At 67.7% G+C, this 23,245-nt stretch carries 19 protein-coding genes and 1 pseudogene; 6 read left to right on the plus strand and 14 right to left on the minus strand.

Going from position 1 to position 23,245, the window contains the following annotated elements; all coding sequences use genetic code 11:
* The 4 genes and pseudogenes from C8K38_RS19910 to C8K38_RS19925 form a co-directional block, all read right to left on the minus strand.
* On the minus strand, positions 1 to 338 hold a 338-nt coding region (locus C8K38_RS19910), incomplete at its 3' end, for an MspA family porin (protein WP_179800644.1).
* A 161-nt stretch (positions 339 to 499) separates the two neighbouring features.
* Positions 500 to 1,159 (minus strand): TetR/AcrR family transcriptional regulator, encoded by a 660-nt coding sequence (locus C8K38_RS19915; protein ID WP_097213160.1) that lies wholly within the window; start codon positions 1,157 to 1,159, stop codon positions 500 to 502.
* Positions 1,160 to 1,274: 115 nt separating this feature from the next.
* Positions 1,275 to 2,501 (minus strand): annotated as a pseudogene (locus C8K38_RS19920) (MFS transporter); the annotation flags it as partial.
* Between the two features lie 355 nt (positions 2,502 to 2,856).
* Complete coding sequence (locus tag C8K38_RS19925) at positions 2,857 to 4,059, minus strand: DUF1214 domain-containing protein (protein ID WP_097213162.1); 1,203 nt, start codon at positions 4,057 to 4,059, stop codon at positions 2,857 to 2,859.
* A gap of 189 nt (positions 4,060 to 4,248) precedes the next feature.
* On the opposite strand from C8K38_RS19925, the gene C8K38_RS19930 reads away from it, so the two are divergent.
* Both C8K38_RS19930 and C8K38_RS28135 read left to right on the plus strand, forming a co-directional pair.
* Positions 4,249 to 4,602 (plus strand): YidH family protein, encoded by a 354-nt coding sequence (locus tag C8K38_RS19930; RefSeq protein WP_097213163.1) that lies wholly within the window; start codon positions 4,249 to 4,251, stop codon positions 4,600 to 4,602.
* Entirely contained in the window at positions 4,599 to 4,919 is a 321-nt protein-coding gene (locus C8K38_RS28135) for a DUF202 domain-containing protein (protein WP_108168843.1), read from the plus strand. The genes C8K38_RS19930 and C8K38_RS28135 overlap by 4 nt, the downstream gene beginning before the upstream one ends.
* Positions 4,920 to 5,326: 407 nt before the next feature.
* Here C8K38_RS28135 and C8K38_RS19940 read toward each other — a convergent pair whose 3' ends face one another.
* Positions 5,327 to 6,346 (minus strand): alcohol dehydrogenase catalytic domain-containing protein, encoded by a 1,020-nt coding sequence (locus C8K38_RS19940; protein ID WP_097213164.1) that lies wholly within the window; start codon positions 6,344 to 6,346, stop codon positions 5,327 to 5,329.
* A 397-nt stretch (positions 6,347 to 6,743) separates the two neighbouring features.
* Here C8K38_RS19940 and C8K38_RS19945 point away from each other — a divergent pair, with 397 nt between their 5' ends.
* On the plus strand, positions 6,744 to 7,361 hold the full coding sequence (locus tag C8K38_RS19945; protein WP_097213165.1) for a VOC family protein: 618 nt from the start codon (positions 6,744 to 6,746) through the stop codon (positions 7,359 to 7,361).
* 15 nt (positions 7,362 to 7,376) lie between these two features.
* Here the strand turns inward: C8K38_RS19945 and C8K38_RS19950 are convergent, their stop codons facing one another.
* Complete coding sequence (locus C8K38_RS19950) at positions 7,377 to 7,625, minus strand: three-helix bundle dimerization domain-containing protein (RefSeq protein ID WP_179800645.1); 249 nt, start codon at positions 7,623 to 7,625, stop codon at positions 7,377 to 7,379.
* Positions 7,626 to 7,692: 67 nt separating this feature from the next.
* Positions 7,693 to 8,229 carry a hypothetical protein gene (locus C8K38_RS19955; protein WP_097213166.1) on the minus strand — a complete coding sequence of 179 codons (537 nt, stop codon included), beginning with the start codon at positions 8,227 to 8,229 and terminating at the stop codon, positions 7,693 to 7,695.
* Positions 8,230 to 8,717: 488 nt separating this feature from the next.
* Between C8K38_RS19955 and C8K38_RS19960 the strand changes: the two genes are divergently transcribed.
* Positions 8,718 to 9,503, plus strand: coding sequence for an SDR family NAD(P)-dependent oxidoreductase (locus C8K38_RS19960; protein WP_097213167.1), 786 nt, complete (start codon positions 8,718 to 8,720; stop codon positions 9,501 to 9,503).
* A gap of 45 nt (positions 9,504 to 9,548) precedes the next feature.
* Here the strand turns inward: C8K38_RS19960 and C8K38_RS19965 are convergent, their stop codons facing one another.
* The 7 genes from C8K38_RS19965 to C8K38_RS19995 are packed head-to-tail and all read right to left on the minus strand — an operon-like array spanning position 9,549 to position 20,811.
* Positions 9,549 to 13,007, minus strand: coding sequence for a serine/threonine-protein kinase (locus tag C8K38_RS19965; RefSeq protein ID WP_097213168.1), 3,459 nt, complete (start codon positions 13,005 to 13,007; stop codon positions 9,549 to 9,551).
* A 6-nt stretch (positions 13,008 to 13,013) separates the two neighbouring features.
* On the minus strand, positions 13,014 to 13,868 hold the full coding sequence (locus tag C8K38_RS19970; protein WP_097213169.1) for an alpha/beta fold hydrolase: 855 nt from the start codon (positions 13,866 to 13,868) through the stop codon (positions 13,014 to 13,016).
* The gene (locus tag C8K38_RS19975) at positions 13,865 to 14,317 is read right to left on the minus strand and encodes a MaoC family dehydratase (RefSeq protein ID WP_097213170.1); all 453 of its coding nucleotides are present in this window, start codon (positions 14,315 to 14,317) and stop codon (positions 13,865 to 13,867) included. The genes C8K38_RS19970 and C8K38_RS19975 overlap by 4 nt, the downstream gene beginning before the upstream one ends.
* A gap of 33 nt (positions 14,318 to 14,350) precedes the next feature.
* Positions 14,351 to 16,066, minus strand: a complete 1,716-nt coding sequence (locus C8K38_RS19980; protein ID WP_097213171.1) for a PHA/PHB synthase family protein — start codon at positions 16,064 to 16,066, stop codon at positions 14,351 to 14,353.
* Positions 16,063 to 17,502, minus strand: a complete 1,440-nt coding sequence (locus C8K38_RS19985) for a phytoene desaturase family protein (RefSeq protein WP_097213172.1) — start codon at positions 17,500 to 17,502, stop codon at positions 16,063 to 16,065. The genes C8K38_RS19980 and C8K38_RS19985 overlap by 4 nt, the downstream gene beginning before the upstream one ends.
* Positions 17,499 to 19,298, minus strand: coding sequence for a DUF3556 domain-containing protein (locus tag C8K38_RS19990; RefSeq protein ID WP_097213173.1), 1,800 nt, complete (start codon positions 19,296 to 19,298; stop codon positions 17,499 to 17,501). The genes C8K38_RS19985 and C8K38_RS19990 overlap by 4 nt, the downstream gene beginning before the upstream one ends.
* Before the next feature lie 4 nt (positions 19,299 to 19,302).
* Complete coding sequence (locus C8K38_RS19995; protein WP_179800646.1) at positions 19,303 to 20,811, minus strand: class I adenylate-forming enzyme family protein; 1,509 nt, start codon at positions 20,809 to 20,811, stop codon at positions 19,303 to 19,305.
* A gap of 252 nt (positions 20,812 to 21,063) precedes the next feature.
* On the opposite strand from C8K38_RS19995, the gene C8K38_RS20000 reads away from it, so the two are divergent.
* Together C8K38_RS20000 and C8K38_RS20005 are read left to right on the plus strand one after the other, a co-directional pair.
* A complete protein-coding gene (locus tag C8K38_RS20000) occupies positions 21,064 to 22,353 on the plus strand; it encodes a PucR family transcriptional regulator (protein WP_097213174.1) in 1,290 nt (429 codons plus the stop codon).
* A gap of 439 nt (positions 22,354 to 22,792) precedes the next feature.
* On the plus strand, positions 22,793 to 23,209 hold the full coding sequence (locus tag C8K38_RS20005) for a DoxX family protein (RefSeq protein ID WP_097213175.1): 417 nt from the start codon (positions 22,793 to 22,795) through the stop codon (positions 23,207 to 23,209).
* The last annotated feature ends 36 nt before the right edge of the window (positions 23,210 to 23,245 follow it).

The following is a 23,245-nucleotide window of genomic DNA, read 5'->3' on the forward strand; positions in this document are numbered from 1 at the left end:
TTGGTGCCGGGGGTGTTGGCGGCTGCGTTGAACGGGCCGGCTTCGCCTTCCTTGGTGATGCCGGTGACGTCGGCGGTGACGGTGCCGGAGACCCAGGCGGTGCGGCCTGCGCCGTTGGCGGCCAGCGACGGGGAGATCAGGGCGCTCTCTCCGGTGCGGGAGACGACCGCACCCGGTCCGGCCTTCTGCCCGTCGGGCAGCGGGACGAAGGTGTCGGCGTGCGCCACGCCGGTGGACATCAGGCCGATCGCCAGGGTGGCGGCGCCGACACCGGCACGGAGACACGTTGCGCGGGCGCGGTGGGCGCCACGGCGCCCACGGGAGTAGTTCGAATTCATGGGTTCCTTCTCGATCTGGGTGGAGTTCTTGGCTTCGACAATGCAAAAGCGGTCGCCGAAGAGACCTGGCCGCAGATGCGGCCAAGCGGTGAAGAGTTGTGTGTTGCGATCGCTCCGTCGTCAGGTCGAACTGACGAGGGTTCCCCGAGGTGACTAGTCGTTCACTCCGTGGCGCTGAATGACGTGGCGATGAGTGTGGCCATCCGGGTGAGGGCAGTGACCTCGTCCGGATCGACCAGCCGCCGTTGTGCCTCTGCACGGCATGCGGCGCCGAAGAACGCGTCGTAGATGATCTCGGCCGCGGTGTGAGCGTTCTTCGGATCGTCGTCACCGCGGAGGTCGGCTATTGCGTGAACCAGTGGCTGCAGGAGTTGCTCGCGCATCGCTGCGAGTTCGGTGGGAAACATCGTCTCCCACCGGTAGGTGTGGAGCAGGATTGCTCGATACCCCTGCAGTACATCCTGGGTATAGGGGACGACGACGGCTCGAACCCATGCATCGATACGTTCGAGCGGTGTGCTCGCCGATGACATTCGTTCGATGACGTAGCTGGTTTTCGTGGTGGTGCCGTCTTGCAGGACGGCGATGATCAGCTCTTCCTTCGAGTTGAAGAGCCGGTAGAACGCGCGGGTTGCCAGGCCCGCGCGCTCGAGGATCGCGGCAACGGGGGGATCCACCTGACCGGTTTCGGCGATGAGGCTGCTGCAAGCGCGGATGAGGCGTTGCGCTTCGGTGAGGTATTCGTCGCGCTGCCGGTCGAACAGCCGATCGACGGCGGCGGTCGCGATGGGGTTCACAGCCTCTTGGTCTGCGGAAGTCACCTTGTGTCCCTCATGGTTGTGGCGAGATTGCCGTTCTCGAAGTCGAGGATAGCTATAGCGATCGGTCCGAGGAGCGGTGTCGAATTGCGGGTCGGGTTTGTTCGCTCGACGCTGCTCAGTGCGTTACGGCACCTCCTGTGGCGGGAGCCCGGCCGTGTCGCATCTTTATCGCGACGGCGAGGCCCGCGAGGCCGACCACCGCTGCGAGAATGAAGGAATGCTGGAATGCCGCGTCCGTGTAGGTGATTCGTCCCGTTTTGGGGTTCTGGCTCGCGATGTTCTGTGCCATGACGACGCTGAGGACCGTCACCGCGATCGCATTGCCGAGCTGGCCGACCACCCCGAGCATGGCCGCGCCCACCGCACTCTGCTCGGCAGGCACGGCGTCCATCACCAGGTTCGGTCCGGACGCGTAGTACAGCCCCATTCCGATGCCGAAGACCGCGGAGATCACCATGATCTGCCAACGATGTTCGGGCAACGCCGCGGCGGCGACCAGGCCGGTGATCATGGCGCAGACGGCACCGATGAGGGTCAGCCGGGCACCCCTTCTGCGTGCGATGGCGCCGCCGAGCGGTCCGCAGACCATGGTGAGCAATCCGGTGGGAAAGGTCCACAACGCGAGCGCTGTCGCCGTCAGCCCCACGCCGTACGTGATCCCGACCTGGGCCGGGGTCTGCAGCATCTGCGGCATGAGCAGCCCGTACCCGGCGATCATGAACCCGATGAACAGGTAGGCCACCAGTGTGGAACGCAGCGCACCGCCGGCCAGCAGCCGGAGGTCGATGGCGGGTGCGGCGACGCGTAGCTCCCAGGCGACGAATGCGATGAGCAGTCCGGCCCCGCCGATCAGTGTCCCGAGCGTCCCGCTGCTGACCCAGCCCCATTTGGGTCCCTGACTGACACCGACCAGGATCAGCCCGACCCCCGATCCGAGCAGTGCGACGCCGAGCAGGTCCAGGCGCTGATGGAGTCGCAGCGAAGACTCGGGCACGAGTACCGCCACCGCCGGGATCAGCAGTACGGCGTAGCCCAGCATGAACCAGAACAGCGATTGCCAGCCGTGGTTGTCGATGAACCAGCCCGCGACGAACGGCGACGCGAGCGAGCTGACGCCGATTCCGGCGGCCACGGTGCCGAGTGCGACCGGGACCCAGCGACGCGGGAACGTGTCGCGGACCAGCGCGTAGGACACCGCGACCATTCCGCCTGCGGTTCCCTGGAGAGCCCGGCCGGCCAGCAGCATCGGGAACGAGTCCGCGGTCGCGCAGATCAGGGAGCCGATGGAGAAGAGCACGGCAAGGCTCAGCAGCACCCGCTTCTTGCCGTAGGTATCGGCGAGTTTTGCCGACCAGAGGCAAGGTGACCACGGCGACCAAGCTCACCATCGTCAGGACCCAGCCGAGATGCAGGGTGCGGAAATCCTGCGTCATGTGTGGAATTGCCGGATACACCAGGGTGATCTCCATCGGCGCGAGCTCAGATATCAGCACGATGAGCGCGAGCGCGGCACCGTATCGCCAGCGCTGCCGCCGACTGATCGGCGGGTCGTCATCGGGTTGTGGGGGAGGTCGGTTGGTCGTGGTCTCAGTCATGTTGATCTCGATCCAGTAAAGCGGACCCGACCACCCGATCTGTCAGGGGCGTGTAGGTTCGCGCAGGTCGTCGGTTTGGGAGGATCCCGGAGGCAGTCGGTACTAGTGGCTGTTGCGTAGATGTGCGGACCGGCGACGGAGTCGAATCTGCTCCGTGCGCTCGGTGGGGGTCACGGTCGGCGTTTCCGAGGGCAGGTACTTCCGGACGTCCTCGAGGGGCACGAGCCGCATGGTCGGATTCGGAACGCTGTCGGTCAGCAGCAGGCGGCCGTTGATGGTGCCGTGGGTGTGCCCGCCGGTGTCCAGCCAGTTCGGCACGCCCGGATCCTGGTGGGAGATGACCGCGCGGAAGACGCCGTCCGCATCGAGGCGGGCCTGGGCATGATTGAGCGAGGACTGGCGAGAGAACCAGTTGACGGTCTCCCAGTACCAGTTCCCGGTACCGAAGCTCCAGTAGTGGCACTGCGGAGGAGTGAACTCCAGAATCACCGCTTCATCGGGGGCACACCGGAAACTGCCCATGCCGTATGCCTGATTCTGGAAGCCACCCCACGCACTCTCGCTGAGCGGAGTGAATTCCAGGGAGTTGGCGGGAGCGGTGAGAGACAGCTTGCACATGTTGTCCCAGTAGGATCCGGCCTTGTCCAGCCAGCGAACGAGCCGCTCGGCACGCGCCGCGACATCGGCCTCCGACAGCGGGGCGGGCGGCGGGTAGACGGCGTCCACGCACTCGATCACCAGGTTGGCCGGGCGCTCGGTCGCCCAGTCACTGAAGACCTGTCGAACGCACAGCGAGCCCGCATCGGCGTCGATCGTCAACCAGTTTCCGGTGTAGCCGGCCGGCCGCTCGGGACCGAGGAGCAATTCGAACGCCCCGTCACTTCCGGCCGTCAGGGTGCGACTGTCGATATTGGAGTTGATCCGGTAATCGGGAGCCTCGCAGAAGTGTGGCGAGTGGACCTGGACATCGAAGTAGTGGGCAGTTCCCCGGTCGCCGTGGATCCGGTAGGTGCGGTCGCCGCTGACCGCGGCGAGGGTGTAGATCACATCGGGGTTGTCGATGCCCCAGCTGCAGGTGGTGTCGGCCCAGCGGCCGAACTCCGGATAGGCCGGATCGGCCAGTTCCATGCTCAGGAGGGCGCCGGCCGCCAGGTACCGGGTGGCGAAGCGAAGACCTTCTGCCCGCAGCAGGGGCGTATCGGTATCCGGATCGTCGAAGACGATGGTGCGCCCGAACTGACGCCATGCCTCGCCCACCTGATCGAACAGGGCGCCTGAGCGAACCGATTCCACGCGTTCCGTCATGGGTCCTCCTCCAAGTTTCTGTGATGCCTCTCACTCGGAAGCTCCGAGTGCAAATGACATACTCAGAGTTGAAAACGTCATTGTCAACCCCCTTGTCCGCCTCCGCGGACCGGCAGGGCGGGATTCCCGATACCTGGTGAAGGCCCAGGTAGAGGCCCCTTGCCGGGGGAGTAGTCAGAAGGAGGTCCGGTGTCGCAGGAAGAAGCGGGTGCCGAGGAGCGTGAACCCGACTACCGATTCACGCTTGCCAACGAACGGACGTTCCTGGCGTGGATACGCACGTCGCTGGGGCTGCTCGCCGGCGGTGTGGCCGTCGATCAGCTCGCCGTCGCGTTCCATAACCCGGGCGCGCGCGTCGCCCTCGCCCTGAGCTGTATCGGTCTCTCCATTGCCCTTGCGGGCGGTGCGTTCTCGCACTGGCGCAAGGTCCAGAGGGCGATGCGGCGTGATGCGCCCCTGCCGGATTTCGGCCTCATCCGGGTCCTGGCCGCGGGGACATTCGCCGTCGCGGCGTTGGCGGGTGCGGCGGTTGTGTTCTCGTGAGTGCGCAAGCGTCGAGAGACGGTGGCCTGCAGGCGGAACGAACGGCGCTCGCCTGGCGCCGAACTGCGTTGTCCGCCACCGCCGTCACGGCGGTGGTCGTCGTGCACGGAGTGGCGGGCCGTGGCTGGGGGCTGTCGGCATTGCCGTTCGCATTCTCGGCTTGCGCGGCCTTGGTGGTCGTGGTCGTCAGCCTTGTGACGGCGCGGCGTAGGCGCGACGATGTCAGCGCGAGCCCCCGCGCGGTCGCTGTGGTTTCCGCGGCGGTGCTGTGTTGCGCGCTGTGGGTCGGAGTTGTGGTTGCCTGCGTGCCGCGATGAGATCGGCTCGGGAAACCAAGGGGGCCAGGATCTTTGCGGGTCGTGAAGTCGTGGGCGCGGACTGTGGAGAACCCAGCAGCTGTGGCTGGTCACGATTACCGACGAAACCAGCGGAAAAGATCTCGCCAGAGGACAATTGCGGCTCCAGAACGTCCCGCTACCTGCTGGGGGTCCTGCCCCGACGTAGCAGCGATCGGGCTGCGCCCTCACCGACCGACCGGCGACGTGAACGACAGCCGCGAGCGGCAGGATCGGCGCCAGGAGCAGCGACAGCTACGCGAGCAGCAGACGAGAATCTCCAGGAGCGGCGCGAGGCGTATATGCAGAACGCCGTCCTATCCGAGCACGCCGCCGATGGGGTAGTCAGCGCACTCAGAGTTGCGGACCGTGTTGGGCACGGATGTCGATCAGAGTCCGGTGGTCAGGACCACACGGAATCGAGCTTTGCCGCTGAGTGCGTGGCGGTAGGCGGCCGGAGCCTCGGTCAGCGGCACCTCCTCGATCATGGGGCGGATGCCTGTGAGAGCCGCGAAGTCGAGCGTCCGTTCGACATCGCGCGCGGTGCCGGCCGGATGCCCGTGCACCGAACGGGACTGGAAGATCAGTTGTAACGGGCTGACCGGTATCGGATCCGGGACGGCGCCGATGACGATCAGTTCGCCGTCCGCCGAGAGGCCGTCGATGGTGGCGGCCATGGCCGCCGAGTTCGCGGCGGTCGCCTGGACGACCCGAGCGCCGCCCAGACGGCGTAGTTCGGCGGCGACGTCCTGTGTCGTGGAGTCGATGTAGTGCCGCGCACCCAACTGGGTGGCCAGCGGTTCCTTGTCCGGGCCGCGGGCGATCGCGACGGTGTCGAAACCCATCTTCGCCGCGAACTGGACACCGAGGTGCCCGAGGCCGCCGAGGCCGAGGATCGCGACCAGGTCACCGGGGCGGGCCGAGCTCCGGCGCAGCGAGTTGTACGTGGTCACGCCTGCGCAGGCCATCGGCCCGGCATCCGCGGCGGTGAACTCGTCGGGGATGCGGGCGATCGCCGTGGCGGGTACGACCACGGCGTCGGCATAGCCACCTGGGTAGTGCCAGCCGGGTATCTGAAGGTTCTCGCAGTGCATGAAGTCGCCGTCGCGGCACGGATCGCAGTACAGGCACGCGCCGCCGAACCAGCCGACGGCCACCCGATCCCCGGGACGCCAGCGGGCGACGGCGTCGCCGACCGCGTCGATGCGGCCGGCGATCTCGTGGCCGGGCGTCACTGGGAACGTCACGCCGGGAAGGGCATTGGTGACGAACGCGTCGTCGGAGTGGCAGATGCCGCAGGCCTCGACGGTGACCCGCACCTGACCCGGACCGGGGTCGGGTATCTCGCGGGTGGTGAGGCGCAGTTCGGCGTTGGGATGGTCTACCTGGACGGTCCGGATGGTGGACATGACGAGATGTCTCCTCTCGGATGGTGAATTGAACCGAGTATGCGCAGGGAAACGTTTTGCGCGGCAAGGATTGTCGATGGCTCCGGAATCTGGGTGCGTGGGCACCGCCTCCGCGCGGACACGCTTCGGTAGGTATTCGGTCTCGAGCAGAACAGCCATGCGGCGCGTCCTGTCATGACGGGGCCCGCCGGATATTGGCGGCGATGCTTCGAGCGTAATGCGCATCCGCCCAGCGCGGGGGCGTTCCCGGACCGTCCGTGTGCACGGTTCGGCCGCCATCTCCTTTGCATAGCTACGGGATATGGACTTTCGGCGATTCGTGGTGGAAGTGTGGATGGGGTGCCCACCTCAGTGGCATCGACGCTGGTGACCGGCATCAACGGGAGGAACCGAGGCCGTGGACACGAAGCTAGAGATTGTGGTGTTGCCAGTCTCCGATGTGGACCGGGCCAAGGACTTCTATCAGGCACTCGGGTGGCGGGAGGATGCGGACGTCGCCACCGGCCCGGACTTCCGGGTGGTGCAGCTGACACCGCCCGGTTCGGCGTGCTCGGTCATCTTCGGCACCGGAGTCACTTCGGCCGCGCCAGGCTCGGCGGACGGCCTGCACCTCGTGGTGACCGACATCGAGGCGGCCAGGCCCGAGCTGGCGAGCCGCGGGGCGCCGGTCAGCGACGTCTTCCACGACGCCGGCGGGGTGTTCCACCACGCCGGGGCGACCGCGCGGGTCACCGGCCCGGACCCGAACCGCCAGAGCTACGGGTCGTGGCTGTCCTTCGCCGACCCCGACGGCAACAGCTGGTTCGTGCAGGAGGTCACCACGCGCGCGCCTGGCCGCGTCACGCCGGGGCCGGTGGCCTACGCCTCCGCCGTCGAGCTGGCCGGGGCGATGCGCCGTGCGGCCGCCGCACACGGCAAGTACGAGGAACAACTCGGTCGATACGACACGGACTGGCCCGACTGGTACGCGCAATTCATGGCGGACGAGTCGAACGCTCGGGCGACCGACGAATAGCCGGCCGCGGGCCTCTCAGTCGACTCGATGGCGTCCGCCGACGGCGCCGATCGGGACCTCCCGCATGCCCTCGGCGTGGCTCAATTCGGCTTCCGCGTTGCGTTCGACGAGTAGCGGGACGAAGTCCCGCACCCGGCGGCCATCGAAGTGCCTGTGGGCGTGGGCTACCGTGTCGAGCACTGTCGATGCTGAGAGTTCGGGGTGTTTCTTGGTGAGGCGTTCGACAACGAACTCGATGTGACGCCCCTCGTCGTCCGTGGTCATACCGAAGTGTTGAACATCTTCGTGGAATGGTCAAGACGATGGACCGTCCAATGTGGGGAGGGGCCGGTCAGAGATGTCCGGCGAAGAGCGCCGGTGCGACGCGGGCCGATCCGATACCGCGGTCCGACTTGCCGAGCCGGAACCGCACCCGCGACTTCAGCACGGTCCCCGACTGAGCCAATCCATCGATCAGCTCCTCACCGGCAAACAAAGTGAAGGTCCACCGATCATTGTGCTCAGAATCCGGAAGGAACGCGTTACCGGCCTGAAGCACGCGCGCACCCCACAACTGACGGGTCATGCCTGCACGAACGTCATTACCAGCGACGTCGAAATTCACCGCTTCGGCTCCCCGGATCTGCTGATAGCTACCCGCCGACACGCCATACCGACCAACACACGTGACGAAGAACGCCCCAGCCGCATCTTCCTGAACCGCGTCGACGCCGGCGTCCAAACGGCCATCGAAGACATCCCCGGTCAGGTCGGGATGCTGCTGCCGCCGAATGCCCGCCTCCACCGGCTGTCGGGTATCCAGCACCCGCACCGAGGGCACGAACAGCAGCCCGACCTCGACATCGTCGGCGAATCGCTTGTCCGCCACCCACTTCTCAAGTTCGCCCCCCAGCGTTTCAACCCTGCCCCACCACCGTCGCCCCTGCTTACTGAGGAATCGATGTGGATCGTTCGGCAGGAGCGTCCGCAACCCAAGAACCCGAGTCCACCCACTCTCCTCGAACCGCGCGACCTCCCGCTCCGCCGTCAGCCCACGGCGTGTGGTCACAGCCCTACACCGATCGTCTCGCATATATCGGGCGAGGGACGCGACTGAAAGAAACGGCGACGATCACGGCATCCACCTCCACTACGCACCGTACGACCCCACCCCGACAACCACCCCTGTGCGTGGGGTGAGGATTCGATGGGAGGGAGCCCGATGCACCGCGTTCCGGTACCTGCGGACCCGTCTGCTGGATATCCTCACTTCAGCCGGATGTCGTTTGTGACGGTCCGGGTCTGGGATTGCGGTGCTGTGCGGGGGAGTGCGCCCCGCAGGACGGGTATCGGTTCCGCCCCTTTTGGAGGGTGACGATGGATCTGCATCTCGACGGGAAGATCGCGGTGGTCACCGGCGCGAGCAAGGGCATCGGTCTCGCGATCACCGACCGCCTCGCCGAGGCGGGGGCACACATAGTCGCGGGATCACGCACCCGCAGCACACGGCTCGAGGAACTCGAGTCCGATGGACGGGCGACGTTCGTGCCCGCGGACCTGTCGACGAGCGATGGCCCTGTCGCGCTGGTCGAGGCCGCCGCGCGGCTGGGGGGCGTCGACATCCTGGTCAACAACGCGGGCGGGGTCACCCCGCGGCCGGGTGGGTTCGTCACGGTCACCGACGAAGACTGGAATGCCTCGTGGTCGCTCGGGGTGATGGCCGCGGTGCGCACCACGCGGGCGGCGATCCCGGAGATGGTCCGTCGCGGTGGCGGGGCGATCGTCACGATCGGCTCGGTCAACGCGTTCTACCCGGACCCCGGCGTTGTCGACTACTGCGCGGTCAAGGCTGCGGTAACGAACCTCACCAAGGCTCTGTCGAAGGAGCTCGGCCCGAAGGGTATTCGTGCGAACTCGATCAGCCCTGGCCCAGTGCTGACGGATCTGTGGCTGGGCGAGGGAGGTGTCGCCGAGGTGATCGCAAAGGCCAGCGGGGCCAGTCCGCAGGACGTCGCGGACGGCGCGGTGTCCGGCACACCCACCGGGCGGTTCACAACCCCCGACGAGGTCGCTGACCTGGCGCTTTTCCTGGCCTCGGACCGGGCGGCGAACATCACCGGCGCCGACATGACGATCGATGGCGGATTCATCACGACGGTGTGAGCAGGCGCAGCCCGTCCGTCATGGACCATCGGGGAGGTCCCCGGTTCAGCTCATCATGTCGGCAGCCGCAGTGAGGAATTCGGACGGTACAGGCGGCTGGCCCGATGGCCACCGGCCGGCACGCTGGTCCTCGAGGAGTGCCCGTAGAACAGACTGCAGCTGGGGGCCGCCGTCTGGAAGGAAGCGGATCATCCCGTGATCGGCGCACACTGACGCCGCTCCTGCGAGTATCGACTTGGCCTGGTCGGTCCGTCCAGCCGTGGCCAGGCAGGCTACGAGGAGCCGGGCGGATTGCAGGGCCGCGCGCTTACGGGCACCTCCCGCGAGTACCTGAACCCATTCCTCGGCCCACCCACACGCCGATTCGATCGAGTCCGGCTCCCCGGAGGCGAGCATCAGCCGGATCGCGGTGTCGTCCTCGAGTTGGGCGGTGATCGCCTCCGGGCCATCGGTCGAGCGGACCCGCCGCGGCCGCTGCACGGGCCGATAGCCGGGCCGCACCGGGAAATCCCACACCACCCGCTCGTTGTCCATCCGCGCCAACAGTCTTGGGAGCGAGAGCGATTCGGCCGCGGCCGTCCCGTCGCCCAGACGTAGCGCCGCCGCGGCGCGGTCGCCTCGGAGGGCCTTGATCCGGGCCCCGATGGCGTATTGGGAGATCATGAACTCGACCACCCCGCCACCCGAACCGAGCTCACTGCTCTCGTCCAGCAACCTCTCAGCCTCCTCGATCCGGCCCCGCTCGTAAAGCAACTGCCCGAGCAACGCGCCCCCCAGGCGTGCGGCGTGTGAGTGGGTCCCACCCGCCTCCACCGCGAGGCGACGAGCCGTCAGGAAACTGTCTTCGGCCTGATCGAGGTCGAGCTGCGCGTCCGAGACCAAGCCAAGGCAACAATGCCCGTACATCACGCTGAACGGGCCCCCTGTTCGATGGTGGTAGGTGCCGGCCCAGTGTTGGAGCCGGCGTGCGGCGTCGAAGTCGAAGCGGTGGAGGGCGAGAAAGGAGGCCACATTGGCCGCGACAGAGACGACCCAGGGGCGCAGGGTGTCCGGCCTGGACAGGCTGGGCGCGACGAGTTCGTCGACCCCGCTGACCTGGTCGGCGAAGACCATGAGGACGGCGCGCACCACATCGGCTTCGAGCTGCAGATCGGCGATCGCCTGATCGGGTTCGGCGCACTGGTCGAGCGCGGCGCATGCCCGATCGAGCGCGGACAGCCCGGCGGAGCCGCGCTGCAGGAGGACGTTCGCCCAGGCCTGCGCGAGTAGCAGTCGCGGCCGGGTATCCACGACGTCGGCGGGGAGCTTGTCGATCAGGGCGAGCAGGGTCGCCATCTGCGAGTGTTCGAGCAGGACGGTTCCGTCCCGCTCGACGAGCTCCACTGCGCGCCGTATGTCGCCTGCGGCCAGGCCATGGTGGACGGCCTCGCCGAGCAGACCGTGATCGGCGAACCACGATGACGCTGTGCGGTGCAGTGACCTGACACGGGCGGGCTGGTCGCGTTCGAGACGACGGCGTAGGTGGTCCGCGAACAGTCGGTGGTAGCGGAACCAGAAATCGTCCTCGGTTCTGCTCAGGAACAGGTCGCGCTCCTCGAGCGTTTCGAGCATCGCCTGCCCTCGGGGGATGTCGGCAAGATCCGCGGCGAGGTCGCCGCACACCCGCTCGGTGAGACACGTGGCAAGCAGGAAGTCGAGGATCTCCGGCTCCAGTGCGTCGAGTACGTTTTCGGCCAGGAACTCTCCCAGCACATGCTGGCGGCCTGCCAGCCTGCCGATCATCTCGGCGGGGTTCGCAGCCCCGCGCAAGGACAGTGACATCAGCTGTAGCGCGGCCGCCCATCCATCGGTCGACCGCGTCAGCTCGCTGACCTCGTCGGAATCGAGCGCCAGCCCGCCGACGTCGGTCAGAAAGGACATCGATTCGTCGAGATCGAATCGCAGGGCGGTGGCGTCTATTTCGATCAATTCGTCGTGTACCCGCATGCGGCTGAGCGGCAACCCGGTCTGGGTGCGGCTGGTCACGATGACCTGTAGGTGATGACAGGCGTTGTCCAGCAGGTAGGTCAGGGCCGCAACGGTTTCGGGTCCGGCCGCGCGGTGCCAGTCGTCGATGACGATCGCGAGACGCTCGCCGGTGTCGTGGAAATCGTCTATCAGCGAGGACAGTACGTACCGTTCGGCACGATCGGCGTGCTGCTCGAGCGTCTGCTGTAGTTCATCGGCGAGGGTCGGGCGCACCCGCCGAACCGCCTCGATCAGGTGCGCGAGGAACCACACCACGTTGGTGTCGTCCTCGTCGACGGCGAGCCAGGCGACGGTAACTCCCTCGTGGGTCAGTACTTCACGCCATTGAGCGGCGAGGGCGCTCTTGCCGAACCCGGCGGGTGCGTGGATCGCTACCAACCTCCGGCGCTCACCGCCGCGCAACATGTCGATCAGGCGGGTCCGGGGAACCAGCGGACGAGAGGAGGTCGGTGGCCGGAACCGGGTCGCCGGTGCCGGCGGCGTGTCGATCGAGACCATGCGAATTCCGCTGTGCCGAGCCGCCGACGCAACACGGCCTCCGTTGGTTTCGGCGCCCGGGAGGCCGGCGGCGAGGTCCGCGGGCAGTGGCAACTCGTCGACGACCAGTTCGTGGCGGGCCTGCACCGCACGAAACAGCTCACCCATTTCGAGGGCCGTCGCGGGCCGCTCGGTGGGATCGCGCGCCATCGCCTTCTCGACGGCCGCGGACACGTCCGGCGGTATGTCCGCCCCGTGCAGCACCGGAACCGGTTCGCGGGTGATCCGGACGAACTGGGCGATCAGCTTTTCCCCGCTGCGGCGTTCGAACGCGGCGTGCCCGGTGAGGGCGCAGAACAGAGTTGCCCCGAGCCCGTAAACGTCCGATGCGGGGGTCGGTGCCCGCCCCTCCAGTACCTCCGGAGCGGTGAAGGCAGGGGATCCGGCGATGTCGCCGGAGGTGGTCTCGAAGCCACCCGAGAGTCGGGAGATACCGAAGTCGGTCAGCTGCGGCTCCCCGTAGTCGGTGAGCAGGATGTTCGCGGGCTTGACGTCGCGGTGCAGCGCGCCGGCCCGGTGCGCGGTCTCGAGTGCGCCGGCCATCTTGATGCCGAGGTGCAGGGCCTCGCCCCAGGAGAGTGGGCCGCTGCGTCGGATCCGGGACTCCAGCGAATCGTGTGGGTGGTACTCCATCACCAGGTACGGGCGTCCCGATCCGGTCGCCCCCACCTGGTAGATCTTCACGATGTTCGGGTGCCCGGAGAGGCGCCCCATCGCCCGCTCCTCGCGCAGGAATCTATCGAGGCTCTCGGGATCCGGATCGGAAGTCAGCACCTTGATCGCCACCGTCCGGTCGAGGGACCGTTGCAGGCATCGGTAGACGACGCCGAATCCGCCGCGTCCGATCTCCTCGGCGTTCTCGAATCCCGCGGCCCGCAGCTCAGTCGCGATCCGCGGCGCCGGACCGCGCTGCGTCGCCAGCGGATCGGTCTCCGCCACGTCGGCTCACCTCTCGCTCGTCGCCCTCCCAGAATATCCCCGTCCGGGCCGCTGGGAATCGAGAAATCGCTCGATCAGGGGCCCGAACACGTCGGCACGGGTGAGCAGGTCGACGTGCCCGCCGGCGTGGAGTTCGAGGGTGGAGTTCGGGAGCAGTCGACGCATGATCCGGGCGTTGACGACCGGGATGATCGGGTCGTCGGTCCCGGCGATGAGGAGGGTGGGCTGCCGGATCAGGGGCAGCGTGAACAGGCTCGTCCAGACGGCACCGGCCGCGAGTTGGTGCAGGTAACCGCGCATCGACCCGCCCGTGCGCTGGTAGCCCAGTGTCTCCACCAGATCCGCGCCGCCGTGCCTCGCGGTGCCTCCGTAGATCGTGTCGGCGACCATGGCCAGATGGTCGGGGTCGGTGAACCGGCGTGGTGTCATCATCTTCGCCAGCACCTCGAGCCGCGCCGGAACCATCAGCACGCCGGTTCCTGTCGCCGCCAGCACCACGCGGCGGCATCGGCGCGGATTCTGTAGGGCGAACTGCTGGGCCAAACCGCCGCCCCACGAGTAGCCGAATACGTCGACGCGATCGTGCTCGAGTGTGTCGAGCAGGCGACCGAGAGTGCATGCGAGGCGGGGAAACCCCTGTGGCAGTGCGCCGGTCGGCGAACCGCCTGACCCGGGGGCGTCGAATCGGATGACGGTGCGGTCGGGGCTGAGGTGGTCGACCAGCGGATCGAGCACCTCGAGTGATGCGCCGATCCCATTGCACATCACCAGGGGAGTCCCCGTTCCCGCCCGCACGTCAACCCGTAGTGGCTGCCCGCACACGGTCACGATCCGTCGGAAGTCACCCGTGTCCGCCGTCATCGGTAGATCACGACGCACTCGGCGACGCAGGCCGGCCTGGGCGAGCCGTTGACCTCGAACACCACCCCGAGCACGGCCTCGACCCCGGCGTCGCGTTGCTGCGCCGAGACGACCCGCGCGCTCGCCCGGACCTTCGAGCCCACTGGGACCGGCGCGGGAAAGCGGACCTTGTTCAACCCGTAGTTCACGGCCGCCTGGAGGTTCTCGATCGCCAGCAGCTCGGCGATCGCCCGGGAGGCGAGGGCGAGGGTGAGGTACCCGTGCGCGATGGTGCCCCGGAACGGCCCGGTGGCGGCGCGGGCCGGGTCCGTGTGGATCCACTGGCGGTCGCCGGTGGCGTCCGCGAACTCGTTCACCTGTTCCTGGGTGATCGGGTACCAGTCGGTGGTGCCGAGTTCCGTTCCGGCGAGATCGATCAGGTCCGTGGGGCGTTCGATGCTGGTGGTCATGACGAGCTTCCCTTCGAGAGTGTTTGTGGAGGTTCAGCGTTCGCGGACGTACGAGCCGGGTGCGGGCATCAATGGCGGCAGGTCGTCGCCGCCGAGCGCCGACGGCGCGGCCTTCTGCGGCCCACTCCGGTCGGCGAGCCAGGAGGTGTAGTGCCGCCACCAGGAGTCCGGGTGCTTCCCGGCTGCCGCAGCCCACTCGTCCGGGCTCTCCGAATCGGGGGCGCCGACGCGGAACGACGCGCGGGGGTTGCCGGGCGGGTTCACCAGCGAGGCGATGTGGCCGCTGGTGGACAGCACGAAGTCGACGCCGCCGCCGAGGAGTCTGGCACTGCGGTAGCAGGCCTGCCAGGGACTGATGTGGTCGGCCACGCCGGCCACCACGTAGGAGTCCGCGGTGACCTTCGACAGGTCGACCGCGGTGCCGAGCATGGTCGCGGCGCCGGGCTCGGCGAGTGCGTTGGTCAGGCCCGTCTGCACCATGTCGCGGTGCAGGGCGGCGGTCATCCGGGTGGTGTCCGCGTTCCAGAACAGCACATCGAACGGGGGCGGCGTCTTGCCCTGGATGTAGTTGTTCACCACGTACCGCCACACCAGATCGGTCGGGCGCAGCCAGGCGAAGACCTCCGCGAGCGACCGGCCGTCGAGGTATCCCCGCGCCGCCGAGACGCGGACGGCCTCCTTGGCGGTGTACTCGTCCAGCGCGGCAGACGCGAACCCGGCGCGACTCTGGTCGAGTACCGTCACCGCCAGCGCCAGACTCGCCACCCGGTCGCCCTCGCCGGTGTCCGCCAGATGCGCCGCCACCATTGCGGCAAGCATCCCGCCCGAGCAGGTGGCGAACAGGTGGGTCCGATCGCTTCCGGTGATCTTCTCGACCGCGTCCAAAGCGTCGACAATGGCCTTACCGTAGGTGTCGAAACCCCATGTGCGGTGGCGGGTTTGCGGGTTCCTCCAGGAGATGGTGAACACCTGCTGGCCCTGGTCGAGGAAGTACTCGGTGAGGCTGCGTCCGGGAGACATGTCCACTGCGTAGAACTTGTTGATCACAGGCGGCACGATCAGCACCGGCGTCGTGCAGACCTTCTCGGTCCGCGGGGTGTACTGGATCAGCTCGAGCACGCGCGACTGAAAGATCACCGATCCCGGTGTCGCGGCGACGGTCCCGCCGACGGTGAACGCGTCGGGTTCGACCATTGCCGGCACCCGCGGCATGGTGGTGAGGTCGCGGATCAGGTGGCCGGCGCCGCGCACCGCGCTCGCGCCGCCGGTGTCGATGATCGCCTTGTAGCCGAGTGGGTTGAGCAGCGGGTTGTTGGTCGGTGCCGCCGCCTCGACGAGGTTGTCGACGACGAACTGCATGCGTTCGCGGTCGCGCCAGTTCAGATCGGCGTCGCCGAGCAACTGGTTTGCGGTCTCGGAAGTCGCGAGGTAGGACTGCATGATCCTCCGCAACAGCGGGTTGCCGGACCACGCCGGGTCGGCGAACCGCTTGTCGGACTTGGCGGGTTGCCGCGCCGAGCGGCCGCGCGCGATTTTGGCCAGCTCCACGGTGAGCCCGCGTCCGCGACCGGCCACGAAATGGGGTGCGGAGGCGAGGCTGGTGGCCAGGCGAAGCCACGAGCGGTTGGGCAGCATCCGTCGGGTCAGGCCCAGCGCCGACTCGGCCAGCAGGAGGTCGAGCGGCGCGGCGAGTTCGTCGGCGCCGGCTTCCCCGTTCTTCGTAGTGGTCACAGCCTTCTTGGTGGTCATGAGATGTAGTCCTTCGTGTCGTCTCGGGTGAGCGCGTTCAGCGCGGAGGTGGCGGCGTTGTATCCGCCCATGCCGTGCACGCCCGCCCCGGGCGGGGTGGCGGCGGAGCAGATGTAGACGCCGGGGATGCCTGTCTTGTAGGGGTCGAGCGCGATACGCGGCCGCATCGCGACCTGCAGTGGGTCGTTGGAGCCGGTGAGGATGTCGCCGCCCACGTAGTTCGGGTTGTAGGCGGCCATCGCGGACGCCGAGCGCGCGTGTCTGCCGACGATCCGATCGCGCAGGCCGGGCGCGAACTGTTCGATCCGGTCGATCACGATTTCGGTCGCGTCGACCGGATAGCCGTGCGGGACATGGGCGTACGCCCATACTGGGTGTACGTCACCCGCGGAGCGGGACGGGTCGGCCAGGTACTGCTGACCGACGAGAACGAACGGGCGCTCGGGCATCACGCCCGCCGCGACCGCCCGTTCGGCGGCGGCGATCTCGCCGAAGGCGCCGCCGACGTGCACGGTCCCGGCCCGGCGGGAGTCCTCGTTGATCCACGGGACCCCGCCTTCGACTGCCAGGTCGACCTTGAACGCCGATGGGCCGTAACGCCATCGCCGGTAGGCGCGGGCGACCCTGGGCGGCAATCGATCCCCGGCGATGTGGGCCACGGCGGTGGGCGAGAGGTCGAGCATCACGATGTCGGCGGCGGGCAGCTCCGACAGCGACCGGACGAACCTACCGGTCTCGATGCTGCCGCCGTTCGCGAGGAGCAGCGATGCGAGCGCGTCGGTGACGGCGCGCGAACCGCCCTTGGCTACCGGCCACCCGTATCGGTGCCCGGCGGCGATCATCATCAGTGCCACTGCGGAGGTGGTCGGCCGCGACAAGGGTTGAAGGGCATGCGCCGCGATCCCGCCGAACAGGGCCCTGGCCTCTGGGGTGCGCCAGCGCCGCGCGGTCCACGTCGCGGGGGTCGCGGCGTCGAGCCCGAACCGGGCGAGCGCCAACGGGTGCCGCGGCGCGTGCAGTATCGGCCGGAACAGCTCGCCCGCGAGGACGTCGAAGTTCGCCGCGCGAGGACCGAAGTAGCGAGCCCAGGCCGCGCCGTCGCGGCCGAGGCCTGTCGCGGTGTCCTCGATCGACCGGTGCAGGACCCCCGCCGCACCGGATTCCAACGGGTGCGCGACGGCGACCTCGGGGTGGAGCCACTGGAGCCCGTGCGATTCGAGGTCGAGGGACCGGAAGAACGGGGACGCCACGCCCATCGGGTGGACCGCCGAGCAGTGGTCGTGCAGTACGCCCGGCACGGTCAGTTCGCTGGTGCGGGTGCCGCCGCCGATCGTGTCGGCGGCCTCGACAACGGTGACGTCGATGCCGGCCTCGGCCAGGGTCACGGCGGCGGCGAGGCCGTTCGGTCCGCTGCCGACGATGATTGCGTTCGTCATCGCCGCTCACCCTTCGCGCTCAGCGCGCCAGGAACGTATCCCGGCCTGGTCCATTCGACGGTGAGCGGGATCGGACCATCGGGCAGCCACGGCTGCTCGCTGACGGCATCCGACACCCGCCAGGTCCCACGTTCGACCACCCCGAGTGCCGCGTCGATGACCCGGTAGGACTGGGTCTTGGACTGGACGGGCTGGGACTCGACGTACATCACCTGCAGTTCGCCGGGGGCGAAGTTCAGGCGGCTCTGGACCGCTCTGATCAGCCCCTCGTCGTGCAGGTGCCCGTCCCCGAAGTTCCAGCCGACCAACGTGTTGCACACGAACTCCGCCTCCCGCACGGTGCGGGTGTCGAGATCGTCGACGTGCCGGATCAGCAGCGAGTTCAGTCCTCGCCCCTGGCTGTGCATGGATCGCCAGGCAAGCGTCATCTGCATGGTGATCTCGGCGGCATCGGGCTCGTAGCCCATCGCCTGCAGCTGGTCGACCTGGTTGCGGGCTGGATTGTCGAGCTCGTTGAGTCGCGCCTCGCACCCGGGCGCGAAGACCCAGATCGCCGACGCCCAGTTGCCGGCGTACTGACGCATCGATGGCAGGAAGGAGACCAGGTCCGGACGAAGGTTTCCCAGCACCGGGAAGAACAGCAGTCCGGCCACGATCACGGGCAGCATCCAGGGCTGGGAGAAGTCGAACACGCTGAACCCGTCGCCTGCCGGGTACCCCACGAAGAGAAACACCGCGGCGAACGCGAACAGGACGTTCCATTCCAGCGGCACCGCCAATGGGAAGGTCGAGATGATGAACAGGTGGAACGCCACCATCGCGATTGCCGCGATCACGGTGATCGTGGGGTTGGTGGAGAACAACAGGACCAGCGGGATCGCGATCTCGACGGTGGTGCCTGCCACGTGCGCCATGAACCAGGCGAGGCGTGAGGGCCGCAGGTCCGCGGGGTACTCGCGGTAGTGCTCGCGCTTGAGTCTGCGGACCGGGTTGAACGGCGCATTGGAGACCATCGGCGGGATCACGTTGATGAAGTGCTCGCCGATCTTCGAGAACCCGGCGCCCATCCAGGCGACGAGGATCACCAGCTTGAAGGCGATGATCATGTCGACGAAGCCGAGAGTCGCCGAGAACAGCAGGACCGGAAGGTACTGCTCGGCCCGCGCGGCGAGGAAGACGACCTTGTCGCGCAGCCCGATGATCACGAGCAGCGCCATGATCGGCACCAGAGATCCGGCCCGCAGCAGGCCGCCGGTGCTGTCCGGGACGGCCTCGCTGAGGCCATGGCTGGCCACCCCGGGCAGGGCGAGCGCGACCACGAGGCTGATCAGCAACGCCAGGTAGAGCAGGACGTCGCCGGTCGTGCGACGGTCGCCGCCGGTGAAGGGGACCTTCGTCGGCCACGGCGCGAGGCGTATGGTGCCGGGGCGCAACCAGTAGGTGATCCCGCCGGTCATCGGCTTGAAGTGCCCGGCCAGCGGACCCCAACTGCCTGCCAGTCCGCAGACCTCGAGCAGGACGGTCCACAACACCAGCTTCTGGTAGACGATGGGTTCGTTCCACCAGGAAGCGATGTCGAACGGCGAGCCGACGTCCGAGGTGAGCGTCGCGACTGCCACGCCGCCGACGATGTACAGCAGCGCCAGCTTGGCCAGGTAGATGACGTGCACGATGCGGGGTGTGCCGAACCCGTTGTCGACCCAGTGAGTCGCCAAAGTTCGCATGCGGTCGAAGAACGGCTGTCGAAGGAAGGTCGACGGGTCGACCTGAGGGGATGTCTGTGTGAGGAATCCCATGACGTCACGCTCCTTGGCGTGTAGTGGAGGGGGTGGTGGGAACCGAGCGGCCGGCGGGCGTCAGCGTGCGCAGGGCACGTTTGTCCACCTTCCCGATCGGGTTCTTGGGGAGGTCGTCCAGGATGTGAATCGCGACCGGGACCTTGATCTTGGTGAGGTGGGTGCGGCACAGCGTGCGCAGATCATCGGCGTCGAGCGCGACGTCGGGATAGGTCGAGACGTAGGCGACGGGAACCTCGCCGTAGAGGGCGTCGCCGGCGCCCACGACCGCGGCCTCCAGCACATGCGGGTGGCTGTGCAGGACGGATTCGATCTCCTTGGGATAGATGTTCTCGCCGCCCCGGATGATCATGTCCTTGATCCGATCGACCAGGGTCAGGTAGCCGTCCTCGTCGAGCACGCCGACGTCGCCGGTGTGCAGCCAGCCGTCGCCGAGCGCGTCCGCGGTGGCCTCCGGACGATTCAGGTAGCCCTGCATCACGTTGGGGCCCTTGACGACAACCTCACCGCGCTCGCCGGGTGGCAGGACGGTGCCGTCGTCGCCCATGATCGCGACGCGTTGCCCGGGCAGTGGTACTCCGACGGTGCCGAGTTTGCGTGGCCCGTCGACCGGATTGGCGGTGCACGCGCAGGTGCTCTCGGTGAGCCCGTACCCCTCCACGAGCCCGAATCCGAATCGCTTCTCGGTCGCGGCGAGCAATTCCCTTGACGCGGGCGCCGCACCGCAGATCGCGAATCGGATCGAGGAGGTGTCGGCGACGACATTTGCGGGCTGCGAGACGAGGTGCGCGTAGATCGTCGGCACAGCCGAAAAATAAGTCGGGCGAAGGGTTTTCACCGCAGCCAGGAACTCCAGCGGGCGGAATCGCTCCTGGAGGGTGAGCTGTCCGCCCACCGAGATCGGCGTGACGAAGCCGACGCAGATCGCGTTGACATGGAACAGCGGCAGGACGAGCACGCAGTGGTCGTCTCGGGTGATACCCAGGTGCTCGGACATCATCGATGCCATCGACCCGACGTTCCCGTGGCTGAGCATGACGCCCTTCGGCCGGCCGGTCGATCCGCTGGTGTAGACGAGTAGCGCGATCTCGTCGGCGGTCGTGGCCGGTTCCGGCAGCGGACAGAGGCCAAGGGGTACCCACCGCAGGTCCCTCACCGCGATACTCGGGCGCCCGGCGTCGGGTGCTTCAGGTCCGGCGTTGACGACGACCACGGCGTCGGCGTCGTTGATCTGGTAGGTGGCCTCGGTGGCGGTGAACACGGGGTTGATCGGTGTCACCGCAGCGCCGAGCCGCCATGCCGCGACCATCGCGACGAGCAGCTCGACCCGGTTCGGGAGCATGATGGCGACGGTCGAGCCGGGGACTACGCGGTGGTCGGCGAGCTGCTCGGCCACTGCGTCCACCCACTGCGAGAACTCGGCGTAGGTCAGTGCGCATCGTTCGTCGCGCACGCAGGGCAGCTCGTCGAAGGCCCGCGGCCGCAGCCAGGGCAGGTAGGCGAGTGTTGTCACGATGAGGTCTCCTCAGGGGCTGGTGTGGGGAATTGCCGTCTCCCGCCGGGTCTTCGGCCGGGATGGGGTGGTGGCGATGAATTCACGCTAGGAGCGGGAGGCGTCCGGATTCCTGTGCCCGAGACACCAAGGTTCGCGACACGTTCGTGCCCGGCCGCCGATCTTGCGGCCGAATTGTCTTGTCAGAACCAGCGACACGGCGCAGAGTTGGTTCCGGGACACAAACGCGGCGATGTCGACGGGAGGTGTTCGATGGCTTCCGCGGAGGACCCCGACCTGCATCGCCGGGCGGCTGCACTGGTCGTGGAGGTCGCGACCACGCTCAGTATCGACGCGCCGAGGCTGACGAGGCCCCTGGCCGCTGAGCTGGCCCGATCCATCGAGGACGTCCGGGAGGGTCCGCAGATCCTCGACCTCCTGCGGGCAAGCGTCGAGAGCAACCTGGAGATGCTCGCCGACACGCTGCGGTACGACATACCCGTGGGCGAGATCTCGTCGCCGTCGGTGGCCAAGGAGTATGCCCGGCGGCTCGCCCAGCGGGGGATCTCACCGAATGCGTTGGTGAGGGCCTACCGGCTCGGGCAGCAGCACGTTCTCAATTGGGCCTTCGACGAGATCTCGAAACGTGAAACGGATGCCAGGGTGGCCTTCGCCGCCGGTCAGCTCATCATGGGAACCACGTTCGAGTACATCGACGCGATCACGGAGCAGGTCGTCGACGAGTACGAATCCGAACTCGAGCGTTGGCTGGCGACCCGCAACACCGTCCGGTCCGTCACGCTCGACGAGTTGCTCGGAGGCAGGCGGATCGATGTGGCCTCCGCCGAGGCCTCTCTCGGGTACCGCCTGCGGCAGCATCACCTGGGCGTGGTGCTCTGGAGATCCGATCGCGGGGATTCCGGCGCAGACCTGCGACGATTCGAACGCGTGCTGCAGCAATTGAGCCGGACGGCTGGCGCGGCGGGGGATCCGCTCTTCCTTCCGAAGGACAGTATTACGGCTTGGGGATGGATCGGTCTGGGACGCACACCCGCCCCGCCCGCCGTGGACGGCCTGGAAGCGGTGTTGGACCACGACGGGAGAGGCGTGTTCGTGGCGGCCGGCAGTCCTGTCGCCGGCGCCACCGGCTTCCGGGTCAGTCACCTCGAGGCGGTCCGTGCCCAACAGGTCGCCCTGGTCGCGCAGGGCGACGCCCGCGCGCTGACCAGTTTCTCGGATGCCGAGGTGCGGGTGGCCGCCATGCTCGCTGCGGATGTCGAGGGCGCGCGACGGATGGTCGGTCGGGCCTTGGGCCCGCTTGCCGCCGACACCGAGCACGCGGCCCGGCTCCGGGACACGCTGCTGACCTTCCTCGATGCGCAGGGGAGCTACACGGCGACTGCCGATCGCGTCCACCTGCACAAGAACACGGTCAAGTACCGCGTCGACAAGGCGCTCGAGGAGCGGGGCCGGCCGCTCGACGACGAGCGTCTCGACCTCGAGTTGGCCCTCATCGGGTGCCGGTGGCTCGGACGGTCGATACTCACGCCGCCCGCAACGTGAGTGTCTCAGTCGCTCCGAGGTCTGTTCCGTGGCCAAGGCTGTCCTTCGTGCACAGAACCCCGGAACGCCCGAATACGTGATGGTTCCTCTGCCAACACGTAGCGCCGAGCCAAGGCCAGAAGTGGCTATCTCGGAATGGAACATGCTGGGGGAGGCAGCTCAGTCCCGCAGGCTGGTCGCCGGGGCCGGGGCCGGGGCCGGAGCCGGAGCGGGTGGCCGTGCGCGGCGTTATGGACGTGGTGTTCGTACCTCGCACTCAGTTGGTAACCTCGACTGCGCGCTCTACGTCTGGTCATCGGACACCGTCGTCCGCAAGATCGCAGCCAACCATGCTCCCTCTGGTACGCGACACCCTCGCCGAGTCGGCGAGCGGAGGTCGGCAGGCAAAGCCGCCGCCGGCGCACTACTGACCAGCCTCACAAACACCTGGAGGTAGACAATGGACATCGTCGTTCTCATCGGCCGAATTCTCTTCTCCGCGTTGTTCCTCACATCCGCGCTGGGCCACCTGACCCAGTCCAAGACCATGGCGCAATACGCCGAGAGCAAGGGCGTACCCATGGCGCAGGTCTCTGTCTTGCTCTCAGGTGTGCTCTTGGTCGTGGGCGCGCTGAGCGTGCTCCTCGGCGTGTGGGCCGATCTCGGCTCGCTCCTGCTGGTGGCCTTCCTCGTTCCGACCGCGGCCATCATGCACAACTTCTGGTCCGAATCCGACCCTCAGGCCCGGCAGATGGAGATGATCCAGTTCAACAAGGACATCGCGTTGGCCGGTGCGGCACTGATGCTGTTCGCCTTCTTCGCCCACACCGGTGATCTCGGGCTGACCATCACCGGACCGCTGTTCACGATCTCCTGATCCGGTGCGTATGGGGAATCCCGTCCCTCCTCCGGA

Source organism: Rhodococcus sp. OK611 (genome assembly GCF_003050885.1).
GTDB lineage: Bacteria > Actinomycetota > Actinomycetes > Mycobacteriales > Mycobacteriaceae > Rhodococcus_G > Rhodococcus_G oryzae.